The following is a 14,428-nucleotide window of genomic DNA, read 5'->3' on the forward strand; positions in this document are numbered from 1 at the left end:
TTTACGTGTCTGGCGTTTCGAGCCGCGATTTCCCGCAATATTCCGTAACTTTGCCGCGCAAACCCCTTATATCCGACAACGCGTGCCCTCGGAGCAATTTTGCGGGCCATGACGATGCGGAAGCTTCAGTGCCCAAGACGCGACCGCGGTGCTCGCACACATCGCGTCGAGCAACGCACTTGCGCGTTGACGCAAGCGTGAACTGAGTTGGATGGTCGCACGGAAATGATCTTCCGCCGCATTGCAATGCGGTAGGGTTTTCGAGTTTTTCTATTGGCCGGGTCTTGCGGCGGATTCGCATCGGCATCATTGTTTAGCCGCGTTGCGGGGCAACAAGCGCCGCGCCCTCCCGTCGTCCGGAATCATCCCCAGAATGTACAAGCTCTATTCGATGCAGCGCTCGGGCAACAGCTACAAGGTCCGCCTTGCGCTGGCGCTGCTGAACTTGCCGTACGAAGCGGTCGAGGTGGACATTCTGCGCGGCGAGAGCCGCACCCCGGACTTCCTGGCCAAGAACCCATCCGGCCAGGTGCCGCTGCTCGAGGTCGGCGACGATCGCTATCTCGCCGAGTCCAACGCCATTCTCTGGTACGTCGCCGTCGGCACGCCGCTCGCGCCGGAGAACCGCATCGATCGCGCCGACGCGCTGCAATGGATGTTCTTCGAGCAGCACGCGCTGGAGCCGAACATCGGCGCGGCCTATTTCTGGCTGTCGCTGGTGAGGGGCGGCCGCGACCTCCAGACTCATTCGCTGGAGGACTGGATGGAGCGCGGCTATGGCGCGCTCCAGGTGATGGAGAATCATCTCAGGACCAACGCCTATTTCGCCGCCCGCCAGCTCACGGTCGCCGACATCGCGCTGTACGGCTATACCCACCTCGCCGACCGCTGCGACTTCGACCTCTCGACCTTCCCGGCGATCCGGGACTGGCTGAAGCGCGTGGAAGCGGCGCCTGGCTACGTCGCAATGGACTGGCGGCCGGCCGACATCGAGGACCCCGCCAGCATCGCCGCTGGTGCCTGAGGGGCGAGCTCTGGCAAATAGCGGGCATAAAGGTCACCATTGCCGCAATCTCGCCATTTTCGCTCGATTGGCCGCCGCAATATTGCCGATTGCAACAGTGAAATTGTTCGATGTCGCGGGTGATTCGCTCGCGCGTTGAAGGATTTAGACCATGATTCGGGCGTCCGGCACGGCAGGCTTTCAGGGCCCACCCGCTACCGTTTCGTCTTCCCGGCTGACCAACGCGGTCGCGGCCTCGCTCGCCGTCGCCGCGCTCTCGTTGTGCCTGATCGTCACCCTGACGGTGCTGTCGACCAAGGCGACCATGGCGATGGGCCTGCCGGTCTGATTCCCGCTTCATCCTGGACCCGCCTTCAAGGCGCCGCATGGCCCGCGCCGACCGGCAGCGCGACAGGACGTCGATGAAATCACCTGTGGTCATCGTTGCAATCACCCTGACCGCGGCCATCCTGGTCGCGGCATCGCTGTTGATCTTCGTCGGCACGCGCAAGGGCCAGGGGACGTCGAAGCTGAATGCGCCCGCGCTGCAACAACGTCTCAAGCACGCGCACTTGGTCTAAAATCATCCGAAAGCTTTGCGCGAGACCCAAAGCGCACCTTAAGCACACCGCGCGAAACCGCATCGCAATGGCGCAATGTTCGGTCAGTGTTGCCGCCTTACCTCGTTCAGGAAGGAGCGAGACAGCCCCATGCGGTTGGGATGGCGTGCGATCTCCGGTCCGGCGCTGACGGCAGCGACTTTGCTGCTGACGGTGTTTTTCGATCGCTTCGTCCCCACTCCCTGGCCCGCGCCGCTGCTCGTCTGCATCGTGGCGCTCGCCGGCGCGCTCTCGGGTCCCGCTTCCGCCGTCGCCAGCGCAGCCATCGCCGTCATCGGCGCGGCACTGCTGCTCCTCAGCCGGCACGGCGTTGCAGGCCTTACCACGGCGGATATGATCCAGCTCGGCCTCCTGGCCGCGACGGCCGCGGGCACCGCAGGCATCACCGGCCTGATGCGCCAGCGGCTGCTCGGCACGTTTGCCGCCGAGCGTCGGAGTCACGCCATCGCCGCGCGGCTGTCGGCCGCGCTCGACCAGGTCGATATCGGCATCGTGCTGCTCGATGCCGAGACGCGCGCCGAATTCATCAACCGCGCGTTCCGCGATTATTTTGCGGTGCCGGACGACATCGCCGACGGCAAGCCGCCGTTCGTCGCGCTGATGTATCACGGCCGCGACACCGGCGCGTTCGAATTGCCCGAGGACGAACTCGGCACCTTCATCGCTCAGCGCATGGAGATGGTCCGGATCGGCGATGCCACGCCGATCAACATCGCCTTGCGCAATGGCGAGGTGTTGCGCTTCGTCTGTGCCGCGCTGCCCGACGGCGGCCGCATGCTGAGCTACACGCCGGTGACCGACCTCGTGCGCCACACCGATGCGCCGTCCCGCGCCGACTACTACCGCTCGCTGCGCGATCCCGCGGGCCGCAAGCTGATCCGGTATCTGCGCGTCGCGGAGTGATGCGCGATTGATCAGCACGTCCATCATCACGTATGAAGGACGCCTCATCGATCGCGGGAATTTCATATGTCGCTCACCATTCGCCCCGTCACCAGGCAGGACTACGATCAATGGCTGCCGCTGTGGGACGGCTACAACGCCTTCTACGGCCGCTCCGGTCCGACCGCGCTCTCGCCCGAAATCACGCGCGTGACATGGCAGCGCTTTTTCGATGCCTATGAGCCGGTGCACGGATTGGTCGCCGAGAGTGACGGCCGCCTGCTCGGGATGACGAATTACCTGTTTCACCGCAGCACCACCGCGATCGAGCCGTCCTGCTATCTGCAGGACCTGTTCACGACCGAGGCCGCGCGCGGCAAGGGCGTCGGCTCGGCGCTGATCCACGGCGTCTACGAGCGCGCAAAGCTCATGGGATCGCCGCGCGTGTACTGGCAGACGCACGAGACCAACGTGACGGCGCAGCGCCTGTACGACAAGGTCGCCGAGCGTTCCGGGTTCATCGTCTATCGCAAGATCTTCTGATCCTCGCGATCGCGCCGCCTGTGGATAACTCTGTCTGTCACCTGCGCGTAACATAGCGGGACTAGGCTGCAGCTGCGTCTGGTCAGCCCCCCGTCACCGATCAAGCGCCCCAAAGCGGTCCCCGTCAGTCGCCGCGTCTGACAGGGGCCGCATTTTTTTGTCGGCAGTCCTTGTCGGCAGCCTTGTCAGCATGGCAGCAACGCGGCGCACGGCTTGCTGCGGCGGGGCACCGCGGTCACAATGCGCCCCTGCCCATCTCCGACGGGGATCTCCCATGGAAATTCGCAATCTCGGCGCCTCCGGCCTGCGCGTGTCTGCGGTCGGGCTTGGCTGCAACAATTTCGGCCAGCGCACGGACCTGGAGACCTCGCGCAAGGTGATCCACGGCGCGCTCGATCTCGGCATCACGCTGTTCGACACCGCCGACATCTATGCCGGCATGGGCGGTTCGGAAACGGTGCTCGGCACCGTGCTCGGCGACCGCCGCAAGGAGATCGTGCTCGCCACCAAATTCTCCAAGCCGATGGCGGCCGACGGAACCAAGCAGGGCGCTTCGCGCCGCTACATCATGAACGCAGTCGAGGCGAGCCTGACGCGGCTCAAGACCGACTACATCGATCTCTATCAGCAGCACGATTACGACCCGCTGACTCCGATGGAGGAGACGCTGCGCGCGCTCGACGATCTCGTCCGTCAAGGCAAGGTGCGCTACATCGGCAATTCCAATTTTCCGGCCTGGCGCCTAGCGGAGGCCGAGTTCACCGCGCGCGCGATGAATGTCAGCCGCTTCGTCTCTTGCCAGGACGAATACAGCCTGCTGGTGCGCGACATCGAAAAGGATCTGCTGCCGGCGGCACAAGAGTACAAGCTCGGCCTGCTGCCGTTCTTCCCGCTCGCAAGCGGGCTGCTCACCGGCAAGTACCAGCGCGGCGCGGCCGCCCCGACCGATACGCGCTTCGGCAAGGTACCGGCATTACGCGACCGCTATGTCACGCCGCGCAACGAGGACATCGTCGAGAAGCTCACGGCATTTGCGAAAGCGCGCGGGCACAGCATGCTCGAGCTCGCCTTCTCCTGGCTCGCCGCGCGCCCGCAAGTGTCGAGCGTGATTGCCGGCGCCACCCGCGTCGCGCAGGTCGAGGAGAACGTGAAGGCGATTGCGTGGAAACTCGGTGCGGAGGAGATGGCGGAGATCGACAAGATCACGCTGGGCTGATCTTTGCGGCGGCGCGCGCTACTTGGCGCCGCGCCCCACCGTCTGCATCACCTCGAAGCCCTCGAACTGGGGATGGCCGAGATAGGTCGGCTTGGTGTCGCCGGCCCGCGCGTGCGCGGCACGAAAGGCATCCGATTTGGTCCAGGCCTCGAACGCCGCATGGTTCGCCCACACCGTGTGCGAGGCGTACAGCGTGTGATCCTCGAGCTCGGGGCCACGCAGCAGATGAAACTCGACGAAGCCCGGCACCTTGTCCAAATGAGTATCGCGCGAAAGCCAGACCTGTTCGAAAGCAGCCTCGGAGCCCTTGGCGACGCGGAAGCGGTTCATGGCGATGTACATGGGTGATGGTCTCCTGACGTTCGGCCGATCATGTCGTCATTCCGGGACGCGCCGCAAGGTGCGGGCCCCGGAATCGTAGGTTAAGCAACCAACCCCTTCATCGGACGTGCGCTTGCGCTATCTGGAAACACCGTCTCGGCCAGCACGCGATCCGACAGGCCGAACTGGCCCTGCAGCACGCCCTTGATCACGGAGCGCAGATCGGTGGTGGGCTTGAGGTCGCGGGCCTCGAAAAGGTTGGCGGGCTTGAGGCCGGGCCAGTCGGCGATGACGCGGCCGCCCTTCACCGCGCCGCCGGCGAGCAGCGCGATCGTTCCCGTGCCGTGATCGGTGCCGTCTGTGCCGTTGATGCGCGCGGTGCGGCCGAATTCGGTGGCGACCACGACGACGGTGTCGCGCCAGCGTTCCCCTAAGCCGCTTTCGAACTCGGCGAGCGCACCGTCGAGCCCGCCGAGCAGGAATGCGAGGCGACCGACAGGGCCGCCTTCATTGGCGTGCGTGTCCCAGCCATCGAACGCGAGCGCCGCGATGCGCGGGCCGTCGTCGGACGCCATCAGTTTTGCGGCGCCGCGCGCGACCTGCCGCATCTGCGCGACCGCGTTGCCCGGCTTCGGCTTCATGTCGTCGCCGCTCGCGGCCTTTTCCAGCGCAAGGCCCTGCGACAGCACAGCCGCCAGCGCGGGATCGCGGTGACGATAGAGCTCGACCAGACGCATTGCGGTGTCGTCATCGGCTTGCGGCAGCGCCACCGGCGCCCAGCCGACGGTCGGCGCATTGCCGCGCAGCACCAGCGGCGTGGTCGGGCCGACGGCAAGAGCACTCGACACCCGCTCGCCGCGCGGCAGCGCTTCCAGCGCGCGGTTGAGCCAACCGGATTGCACGCGCCCCGGGCCGGCATAGCCGCTTTCGAGCACGTCCTGGCCGTCGAAATGCGAGCGGTCGCGATAGGGCGTCGCGACCGCGTGGATCACCGCGGCGTGCCTGTCGCGATACATGCGTGCGAACTCAGGCATCGCCGGATGCAGCGCAAAGAAAGTATCGAGCATGATCGCGGGATGCGCACCGTCCGCCGTGAGCGCGATCGCCCCGTGCAGGCCGGCATAATCGGGATCGCCGACGGGCGCGACGGTCGAAAGCCCATCAAGCGCGCCGCGCAGGATCACCACGATCAGGCGAGGATCGCGGCCATCCGCGGCGCGCGCGAATTTCGGCAAGTAAGCCCAGGCCGCGAACGAGGCGCCGCCAAGCAGGAGGCCGCGCCGCGAGGTGAGGAGCCGGTTCTCGACGCAGTCGATCATCATCATCTCCTCTGCATTTCGGGCGACATCAACAGCAGCGCCAGCGCCTGCTGCCGCGACTCCGCGCGCTCGATGGTCCGCCGCGTTTCGATCGAGGCCGCATCCGCGGCGGCAAATTCCAACAAATCGAGCGGGTCGATGTTGGGCCCAAGCCGCGCGCCCATTTGCGCGGCAATGTCGAGCCGGAGCTTGATGCCTTCCGGCGCAGCCCAGGCGGCATTGGTGTCGGCGAAACCATTCGGGCCGGCCGGCGACCACAGCGGCTGGCCCAGCAGATTGAGGTTGTTGAGATAGGCGCCGGGATCCTCCGGCACGCGCGCGAGCAGCCGGCCGCTCGCGACCAGGAAATCATAAGGGCTGCGCATCTTCGTCAGTGGCGCCTTCCACGCCTCGTCGGAATCGACCAGTGCGGTTGCCAGCGCTTTGAGATCCCCGTCGGTCTTGATGAAGACATCGCGCAGTCGCGCCACCAGCGCCGGCGGCGGATCGTCGGCGACGAAGTGGCGGACGAATTTGGTGGCGATGAAGCTCGCGGTCGAGGGATGGCGTGCGATGTCCGCGAGGGCGGCTTCGCCTTGCGCAAGGCCGGTCGGCTCGTAGGTCTTGCCGAGCAGCATTTGCGGCCCGGGCTGGTGCGCATTGACGTTGAACACGAACGAACCGGGCGCTCCCAGCTGTCCCTGCCGGCCAGCAAAGGTCCAGCCGGTGATGATGCGCGCGAGCGAGGTGACGTCGTCCTGCGTATAGCCGCCGCCGACGCCGAGCGTATGCAGCTCCATGATCTCGCGCGCGAGATTTTCGTTCAGCCCGCGCTTGCGGTTCTGGCCCGCGCGCGAGTCCGGTCCGAGCGATTGCTGGTTGTCGAGGAAGAACAGCATCGCCGGATGCTGCTCCACCGCTTTCAGCATGTCGGCGAAACGTCCGAGCACATGCGGCCTGATCGCCTCGCGCTCGAACGCACCGGCCCAGATCCGCGCCAGCTCGCCCTTGCTGGCGGAGATGCAGAAATGGTTGGACCAGAACACGACCAGCCGTTCGGTGAAGCCGCACTCGACCAGCGTCGCGCGCTGCAACCGCGCCAGTGCCTCGGCGCGAAAGGTTTTTTGGATGACGTTGAGCGGCTGCGGGGCGGGTTTTGCGGCAGGCGGCGCGGCCGCGTTGGGCTGCATAGTGTCCGGCTTGGCCATATTGTCCGCCGGCTTGTTGTCAGCCGGCTTATTGTTACCGGGCTTGGCCTCGGCCATCTGGCCGGCGATCTCGGTTGCCACGGCGTTCAGCGAGAGATTGCGGCGCGGTCCGGGCCTCTGATCGGCCGGCGCTTGCAACGGCGCTTCAGTCGGCGCGCCGGCCTTCGCGGCGGCCTCGCGCGCCTGCTTGACCTGATCCTGATAGGCGAACACGGCCTGCCCGAGCTGCGGCGCGGATTGCAGGCCCGGCGCCTCCAGCAGCACACCGTTGGGACGAGTGAGTTCCGCCCTCACAAAGCCGCGAGGATCGGAGGCCGCGTTGATGAGATCGCCGGATGCGCCGCCGCGGGCGCCGAAGCCGAAACGGTTGAGCGCGACGAGCGCGGCTTGCGAATCGCGGGCCATCGATATGTCCTTCGCGCGCTGCCAACCGCTTTCCCGATACGTGCGCGAGGCCTAATATACCGCAGCGGGAGATGAACCCGGCATGAAAACGACAGCCCGGCTTTTGCGCAAATCATGACAAATCGGCAAGACATTCCGGCGCAGCAACCCCGCCGCCTCGCCTGCTCTCGTTGCGGCGCCGAGTTCGGCTGCGACCTCTCCGGCACCTGCTGGTGCGCGGAAGAAACGGCGCGGCTGCCGATGCCGGTCAAGGGCGAGGATTGCTTGTGCCGGGCGTGCTTGCGTGCGGCGGCGGAGGCAACATAACCCTCCGCGTCCGCGGTATGGGTCCTAGCTTTCGCCAGGACGACGTTGAGGAGAGACGGCTCGCGACAACTACACTGGATGCCCCGGGGACTTCCGTGCCATGCCGTCGAACGCATCCAGCAGCTTTTCGCGCCAGGCGTAAACCGGGTCGTCCGCTTCCAGCAGCTTGAACGGGCTCGTCGCGCGCGCCCACTGAAAACCGCCGAACACGATGTAGTCGGCATAGTTCGGTGCGGCGCCGCCGATGAAGGGCTGCTTCTTGAGGGTCTGCCGCATCACCTCGAGCGATTTGCGGAAGGCGACCACGCCGGCATCGCGGCTGGCCATGATCTCTTCCAGCCTCTTGCCGCCGAAACGGGCCTCGCGCGACTGGCGGAAATAGGCGGCGTCGACCTCATCCAGATTGTTGGGAATGTCGGCGATGATCAATGGAAAGATGCCGCCGACGATGGCGATGTCGCCCCAGACATTGAGCATGCGTGCCATGGCGCGCCCGCCCTCGCCGCCAAACAGCGACGGACGATCCGGAAACTTGTCTTCGAGATAGATCGCGATCGTCCAGGAATCGACCACCGGCTGGTCGTGATGCAGCAGCACCGGAACCTTCTCCGAGCCATGTGGCGCGATCGCGCTCTTCTCGGTGAAGCGCCAGGGCAACGTTTCCGCCGAAAGGCCCTTGTGCGCCAGTGCCATTCGCGTGCGCCAGCAGAACGGGCTGAACGGTCGCGAGGCGTCTGTGCCGACGAGTTCGAAGAGTTTGAGCGACATGAAAGGGTCTCCCGGTATTCCGTCATTGCACGCGAAGCGAAGCAATCCAGGACTGCCGCCGCGGAAGCATTCTGGATTGCTTCGCTTGCGCTCGCAACGACGGATGTGGAGAGCTAGCGCCCGTTCGTGCGCAGCAGCCTCTCGCCGTCCTCCGTCACCGCGATCACCAGCCCCATTCCGGGCAGCGTCTCGCGCGCGACATAGCCGCGGTCGGCGGCGTCTTCCCAGATGGTGAGGCGCGGGCACGACGTCTTCCAGGTCGCGATCACCTCGGCATAGGCGCGGGGCTCGCGCGCAACCCACTCGACGAAGTCCAGCACCAGCGGGTCGGCAGTCTCGCTCATTGCAAACCTCCCTTGTCGAAGGCTGCCAGCACCGGCGTGCGGACCAGCAGCCAGCTGCCATAGGCGATATAGTAGCAGGCGATGGTGGTGATCAGCTTCATCGACCAGGCCACGAATTGCTGATCGGTCATGGCTTCGAGGATGCGCCGCGCCAGCGTGGTGCCGAGCATGGATGCTGCGATCGCGACGGCCGCGAGCACGGGATCGAGCGTCGCCGCCTGGTCGATCACGCCGCCGAAATAGATCAGCTTGCTGAAATGGCTGACGAGCTGGCACATCGCCTTGGTCGCCACCTTCTCGCGCCGGCCGAAATCGCCGCCGAGGAAGAAGGTGTCGAGCAGCGGCCCCGACACGCCGGTCATCAGCATGAGGCCCATGCAGATCGTGCCGTAGACGGTGCCCTGCCAGAGACGGTCGGGATCCGGCTTGATGTTGGCGGGCAGCAGCCGGGCCATGAACGGCGTGATCCCGAGCAGCAGCAGCGCGACCGGCTTGTCCGGTACGTAGCGCGTGAGCGACCACGCCGCGAGCGCGACGGCCGCGCCGACCATATAGTTCGCGACCGGGCGCCAGCGGATATGCGTCCGCCAGAGAAAGGCGCGCCAGCCGTTCGAGGTCATCTGCGTGATCGCATGCAGCACCATCGCGGTCGGCAGCGGCATCAAGGCCAGCAGCACGCCGATCAGGATCAGCCCGCCCGCCATGCCGAACAGCCCCGACAGGAACGCGGTGCCGACCATCAGCAATCCAAGGGCAGCGATCATGATGGGCGTCACGTAAAAATCTCCCGACCTTCTCCCCGCTCGCGGCGCGAAGCGAAGGAAACGTGCCCCGCTTGCCCCGTCTACGCAAACTGAGTTATCTTGGCCTGGCATCAGCTTTCCTGAGGGTCGGTCATTTGCGGCGCTTGCTGTTTCTCAACGGCATCAAGGCATTCGAGGCCGCGGCGCGGGCCGGCAGCTTTGCCGCGGCCGGCCTCGAGCTGAGCGTATCGGCAGCCGCCGTGAGCCGCATGGTGCACATCCTGGAAGAACGGCTCGGCGTCGCGCTGTTCGAGCGCAAGGCCAACAAGCTGCTGCTGACGCAGGCGGGCCGCGCCTATCAGAGCGGGCTGACGCCGATCTTCGATGCGCTCGCAAGCCTCACCGCGCAGGTGACGGCGCCCTCGAGCGTCCGCGTGCTCACCATCGGCATCGGCCACACCTTTGCGATGCGCTGGCTGATCCCGCGCCTGTCGGAGTTTCGCAGCGAAGAGCCCGACATCGAGGTGCGCTTCACCACCGGCGGCGCGTCGGTGCCGTTCGGCGAGGACTGGAGCTGCGGCATCCAGCTCGGCACCGGCGACTGGCCGGGGCTGGTGGCCGAGCCGCTGTTCGCCGGCGACCTCACGCCGGTCTGCGTGCCCCGCCTCGCCTCCTCGCTGAAGCGCCCGGCCGATCTCAAGGCACCGAGCCTGATCCGCGTCGCGCATTCGCCCGAGGACTGGCCGATCTGGCTCAAGGCCGCAAACCTCGCGCGCGTCAACGCGCGGGGACCGGAGTTCCAGTTCTACGGCCAGGCGCTTCAGGCTGCCGCCGACGGGCTCGGAATCGCCATGGGCATCCGACCCTATATCGACGACGACCTCGCCGCCGGCCGGCTGGTGGCGCCATTCGAGCTCTCGGTGCCCAAGGGCATGCGCTGGTACCTGCTCTATCGCAGCTTCCAGACCGAGCAGCGCGACTTTGCCGCGTTCCGCCGGTGGATCATGCGCGCGGCGTCGGAACCCGCCGCCCGTCCCGTCCGGCGGCCCGGCCGCACCAGCGCGCGGAACTGACGCTGCTATCGGACTTTGGCAAAAAAGCCCGCCGCTTGTGAACGGCTTCACATCCCAGAATCCGCAAACGTGGTCCCCTGACCCTCCAACAAGGCGCTCGAATAAAACATTTTGGGGACTGCAATGACGACCCTTTACGACGGCTTTGACATCGAATCCTTCGAAGCTGGCCAGGGGCTGTGGCACGCCCGGATCCGGCGTGCCGATTTCAGCCCGGTTGCCATCGACGGCGTGCTGTTTCCGGCCATGGAAGTCGGCTTCGCCTGGCCTGATCCCGATGCCGCGATTGCCCATGCCAAGCACCACATCGATCGCTTCCGCCGGCGGGCCGACGACAGCGACGACGAATAAGCGAGCGGGACTGCAGGCGAACCAAGGAACGGCGCAGGGTCAAAGGGGGAAATCGGTCATGTCAGTCATCGAATTCGAAGACACGCCGCGGCCGAGGATTTACACCCGCAATGTGTTGTCCAGCTGCCCGGAATGCGAGGGCGATCTCACGGTGCTCCGCGTGATCGGCGGCCGTGCCGGATGCGAGTATTGGACCATGCGCTGCACCGATTGCGGCGGCATCCATCTCGACATCCTCGAGCCGCGTCAGGCAGCCGGGGACGATGAGGGACCGCTGCCGGCGGCCTGATCGCAAGATCCCAAGGCCTGCTGCCAACCTGCTGTCAGCAGTCTGAGCATTGCCGGGCATTCGCTCTTTATTGCGAGGCGGACTCGCCCCATATTCGGAGCATGGCGAAGAAACCTGCATCCTCCGAAAAATCCGGCAAATCCCCCAAGGCCAAGGCTCCGAACGCGAAGGCGCCGAATTCCAAGGCGTCTCGCCCCGACGTGCAGCCGATCGGGCCGGCGTTGGCCGAGTTGCTCAATCCCGCGATCAATCGCGGCGGTGCCGGGCTCGGATCGGGCACCGGACTGCAGCCGCCGCCGGACAATTCGCGCGATCGCCGCTCCGGAGGCGAGGCCGCCGCGCATCGCGCGCGGGCCTCGACGCCGAAAGAGTTTCCGCAGGACAATACGAGGCCAATGCCGCTGCGGCCCAATCCGCAGCCGCCCGGCGCCCGCGACGCGGGCTTCGACGAGGCGCCGCAGGCCAATTACGGAACCGCGGCCACGATACCGACGCTCGATCCGGAACTGGCGCGTCAGCTCGGCCTCCCGACGGAAGAGGACGATGCCGAAGCCCTGGCTCGTCCGCCGCGCAGCAAGATGGAGGCGCTCGGCGTCAAGGCCACCGCCGACGCGCTGGAATCGCTGATCCGCGAGGGCCGGCCGGAGTTCCGCAAGGACGACGGCTCCACCAGGGTGTGGACCCCGCATCGGCCGCCGCGCCCGGAAAAGTCCGAAGGCGGCGTGCGCTTCGAGATCAAGTCGCATTATGAGCCGCGCGGCGACCAGCCAACCGCGATCGCCGAGCTGGTCGAGGGCATCAACCGCAACGACCGCTCGCAGGTGCTGCTCGGCGTGACCGGCTCCGGCAAGACCTACACCATGGCCAAGGTGATCGAGGCGACGCAGCGGCCCGCCATCATCCTGGCACCGAACAAGACGCTCGCCGCCCAGCTCTATGGCGAGTTCAAGAGCTTCTTCCCCGACAACGCGGTCGAGTATTTCGTCAGCTATTACGACTATTACCAGCCGGAAGCGTATGTCCCTCGCACCGACACCTACATAGAAAAGGACTCCTCGATCAACGAGCAGATCGACCGCATGCGCCACTCGGCGACGCGCGCGCTGCTCGAACGCGACGACGTCATCATCGTTGCCTCGGTGTCCTGCATCTACGGTATCGGCTCGGTCGAAACCTACACCGCGATGACCTTTGCCCTGAAGAAGGGCGAGCGCATCGACCAGCGCCAGCTGATCGCCGACCTCGTCGCGCTGCAGTACAAGCGCACCCAGGCCGATTTTACCCGCGGCACATTTCGCGTGCGCGGCGATGTCATCGACATCTTCCCGGCGCACTATGAAGACCGTGCCTGGCGCGTGAACCTGTTCGGCGACACCGTCGAGACCATCGAGGAGTTCGACCCGCTCACCGGCCACAAGCAGGACGAGCTCGAATTCATCAAGATCTACGCCAACTCGCACTATGTGACGCCGCGCCCGACGCTGGTGCAGGCGATCAAGTCGATCAAATCCGAATTGAAGATGCGGCTGGACCAGCTCCACGACCAGGGCCGCCTGCTGGAAGCGCAAAGACTGGAGCAACGCACCACCTTCGACCTCGAGATGATGGAGGCAACCGGAAGCTGCGCCGGCATCGAGAACTATTCGCGCTATCTCACCGGGCGCCTGCCCGGCGAGCCGCCGCCGACGCTGTTCGAATATGTGCCCGACAACGCGCTGGTGTTCGCCGACGAGAGCCACGTCACCGTTCCCCAGATCGGCGGCATGTTCCGCGGCGACTTCCGCCGCAAGGCGACGCTCGCCGAATATGGCTTCCGGCTGCCCTCTTGCATGGACAACCGCCCGCTGCGCTTCGAGGAATGGGACATGATGCGGCCGCAGACCATCGCGGTCTCCGCGACGCCCAGCGCCTGGGAGATCAACGAGAGCGGCGGCGTGTTCGTCGAGCAGGTGATTCGCCCGACCGGTCTGATTGATCCGCCGGTCCACATCCGCCCGGCCCGCACCCAAGTCGACGATCTCGTCGGCGAGGTCCGGGCCACGGCGCAGGCCGGCTATCGCTCGCTGATTACGGTGCTGACAAAGCGCATGGCGGAGGATCTCACCGAATATCTGCATGAGCAGGGCATTCGCGTTCGCTACATGCACAGCGATATCGACACCATCGAACGCATCGAGATCATTCGCGATCTGCGGCTCGGCGCGTTCGACGCGCTGGTCGGCATCAATTTGCTGCGCGAAGGCCTCGACATTCCCGAATGCGCGCTGGTCGCGATCCTCGACGCCGACAAGGAAGGCTTCCTGCGCAGCGAAACCTCGCTGATCCAGACCATCGGCCGCGCCGCGCGCAACGTCGACGGCAAGGTGATCCTCTATGCCGACCAGATGACGGGATCGATGGAGCGCGCCATCGCCGAAACCGACCGCCGCCGCGAGAAGCAGGTCGAGTACAACACGGCGCATGGCATCACGCCGGAGAGCATCAAGAAGTCGATCGGCGACATCATGAACAGCGTCTACGAGCGCGATCACGTGCTGGTCGAGATCGGCGGCCACGACATGACCGACGACGTCATCTCGATCGGCCACAATTTTGAAGCCGTGCTCGGCGATCTCGAGACGAGGATGCGCGAGGCCGCCGCCGATCTGAACTTCGAGGAAGCCGCGCGCCTGCGCGACGAGGTCAAGCGCCTGCGCGCCACCGAGCTCGCGGTGGTCGACGATCCCACCGTCAAGCAGCGCACGGTGCAGGGCAAGGCCGGAGCCTATGCGGGCGCGAAGAAATACGGCGACGCCGCCAATTTGCCGGTCAGCGCGCTGAAGAACAAGAGCGCCGCCACAGCGCTCAAGGCCAGCGGCAGCAAGGGCTCGCGAATCCACAAGCCGCATCTCGACGAGATGCACGGCCCGGAATCGTTGCCATATCGGGGCGACCGCGCGCTGCCGTCGAAGCCGTTCGGTGGCGAGAGCCGCATCATCCAGCCGACGGATTCAAGGCAGTCAGGGCCGGAGTTCGGGCCATCGCCGAGGTCGAGCGGTGGGGCGCCGGGGCATAGGGG

The 14,428-nt window shown here is 65.9% G+C and carries 17 protein-coding genes; 11 read left to right on the forward strand and 6 right to left on the reverse strand.

The window, feature by feature from the left end:
* The first annotated feature begins 373 nt into the window (after window positions 1-373).
* The 6 genes from IVB50_RS14940 (at window position 374) to IVB50_RS14965 (ending at window position 4,264) form a co-directional block, all read left to right on the forward strand.
* Entirely contained in the window at window positions 374-1,024 is a 651-nt protein-coding gene (locus tag IVB50_RS14940) for a glutathione S-transferase family protein (RefSeq protein ID WP_018453545.1), read from the forward strand.
* 151 nt (window positions 1,025-1,175) lie between these two features.
* On the forward strand, window positions 1,176-1,352 hold the full coding sequence (locus tag IVB50_RS14945; protein WP_007614766.1) for a hypothetical protein: 177 nt from the start codon (window positions 1,176-1,178) through the stop codon (window positions 1,350-1,352).
* A 37-nt stretch (window positions 1,353-1,389) separates the two neighbouring features.
* Complete coding sequence (locus tag IVB50_RS14950) at window positions 1,390-1,584, forward strand: hypothetical protein (protein ID WP_247296251.1); 195 nt, start codon at window positions 1,390-1,392, stop codon at window positions 1,582-1,584.
* Window positions 1,585-1,713: 129 nt separating this feature from the next.
* Window positions 1,714-2,526 (forward strand): PAS-domain containing protein, encoded by an 813-nt coding sequence (locus IVB50_RS14955; RefSeq protein WP_018453543.1) that lies wholly within the window; start codon window positions 1,714-1,716, stop codon window positions 2,524-2,526.
* 66 nt (window positions 2,527-2,592) lie between these two features.
* Window positions 2,593-3,048, forward strand: a complete 456-nt coding sequence (locus IVB50_RS14960) for a GNAT family N-acetyltransferase (RefSeq protein ID WP_018453542.1) — start codon at window positions 2,593-2,595, stop codon at window positions 3,046-3,048.
* Window positions 3,049-3,322: 274 nt separating this feature from the next.
* Window positions 3,323-4,264 (forward strand): aldo/keto reductase, encoded by a 942-nt coding sequence (locus IVB50_RS14965; protein WP_018453541.1) that lies wholly within the window; start codon window positions 3,323-3,325, stop codon window positions 4,262-4,264.
* Window positions 4,265-4,282: 18 nt separating this feature from the next.
* On the opposite strand, the gene IVB50_RS14970 is transcribed toward IVB50_RS14965, so the two are convergent.
* From IVB50_RS14970 to IVB50_RS14980, 3 genes are all read right to left on the reverse strand, one after another.
* Window positions 4,283-4,606, reverse strand: a complete 324-nt coding sequence (locus IVB50_RS14970; RefSeq protein WP_007596764.1) for an antibiotic biosynthesis monooxygenase — start codon at window positions 4,604-4,606, stop codon at window positions 4,283-4,285.
* Window positions 4,607-4,686: 80 nt separating this feature from the next.
* Entirely contained in the window at window positions 4,687-5,904 is a 1,218-nt protein-coding gene (locus IVB50_RS14975) for a DUF1501 domain-containing protein (RefSeq protein ID WP_026232550.1), read from the reverse strand.
* 2 nt (window positions 5,905-5,906) lie between these two features.
* Window positions 5,907-7,496 (reverse strand): DUF1800 family protein, encoded by a 1,590-nt coding sequence (locus tag IVB50_RS14980; RefSeq protein ID WP_247296240.1) that lies wholly within the window; start codon window positions 7,494-7,496, stop codon window positions 5,907-5,909.
* Window positions 7,497-7,610: 114 nt separating this feature from the next.
* On the opposite strand from IVB50_RS14980, the gene IVB50_RS14985 reads away from it, so the two are divergent.
* Window positions 7,611-7,802: a cysteine-rich CWC family protein gene (locus IVB50_RS14985; protein ID WP_083926324.1), complete on the forward strand. Its 192-nt coding sequence runs from the start codon at window positions 7,611-7,613 to the stop codon at window positions 7,800-7,802.
* Window positions 7,803-7,871: 69 nt separating this feature from the next.
* Here the strand turns inward: IVB50_RS14985 and IVB50_RS14990 are convergent, their stop codons facing one another.
* From IVB50_RS14990 to IVB50_RS15000, 3 genes are all read right to left on the reverse strand, one after another.
* Complete coding sequence (locus IVB50_RS14990) at window positions 7,872-8,570, reverse strand: glutathione S-transferase family protein (protein WP_018453538.1); 699 nt, start codon at window positions 8,568-8,570, stop codon at window positions 7,872-7,874.
* Window positions 8,571-8,683: 113 nt separating this feature from the next.
* Window positions 8,684-8,914, reverse strand: coding sequence for a hypothetical protein (locus tag IVB50_RS14995; protein WP_018453537.1), 231 nt, complete (start codon window positions 8,912-8,914; stop codon window positions 8,684-8,686).
* Window positions 8,911-9,690 carry a sulfite exporter TauE/SafE family protein gene (locus tag IVB50_RS15000; RefSeq protein WP_026232549.1) on the reverse strand — a complete coding sequence of 260 codons (780 nt, stop codon included), beginning with the start codon at window positions 9,688-9,690 and terminating at the stop codon, window positions 8,911-8,913. Before IVB50_RS15000 ends, IVB50_RS14995 begins: the two co-directional genes overlap by 4 nt.
* Before the next feature lie 122 nt (window positions 9,691-9,812).
* On the opposite strand from IVB50_RS15000, the gene IVB50_RS15005 reads away from it, so the two are divergent.
* From IVB50_RS15005 to uvrB, 4 genes are all read left to right on the forward strand, one after another.
* On the forward strand, window positions 9,813-10,730 hold the full coding sequence (locus IVB50_RS15005) for a LysR substrate-binding domain-containing protein (protein ID WP_018453535.1): 918 nt from the start codon (window positions 9,813-9,815) through the stop codon (window positions 10,728-10,730).
* Between the two features lie 123 nt (window positions 10,731-10,853).
* The gene (locus IVB50_RS15010) at window positions 10,854-11,081 is read left to right on the forward strand and encodes a hypothetical protein (RefSeq protein WP_007596778.1); all 228 of its coding nucleotides are present in this window, start codon (window positions 10,854-10,856) and stop codon (window positions 11,079-11,081) included.
* A gap of 58 nt (window positions 11,082-11,139) precedes the next feature.
* Window positions 11,140-11,370 carry a hypothetical protein gene (locus IVB50_RS15015; protein ID WP_018453534.1) on the forward strand — a complete coding sequence of 77 codons (231 nt, stop codon included), beginning with the start codon at window positions 11,140-11,142 and terminating at the stop codon, window positions 11,368-11,370.
* Between the two features lie 101 nt (window positions 11,371-11,471).
* The coding region (gene uvrB / locus IVB50_RS15020; protein WP_247296243.1) for an excinuclease ABC subunit UvrB at window positions 11,472-14,428 on the forward strand (2,957 nt) is incomplete at its 3' end.

This window comes from Bradyrhizobium sp. 87 (assembly GCF_023073015.1).
Lineage (GTDB): Bacteria > Pseudomonadota > Alphaproteobacteria > Rhizobiales > Xanthobacteraceae > Bradyrhizobium > Bradyrhizobium canariense_D.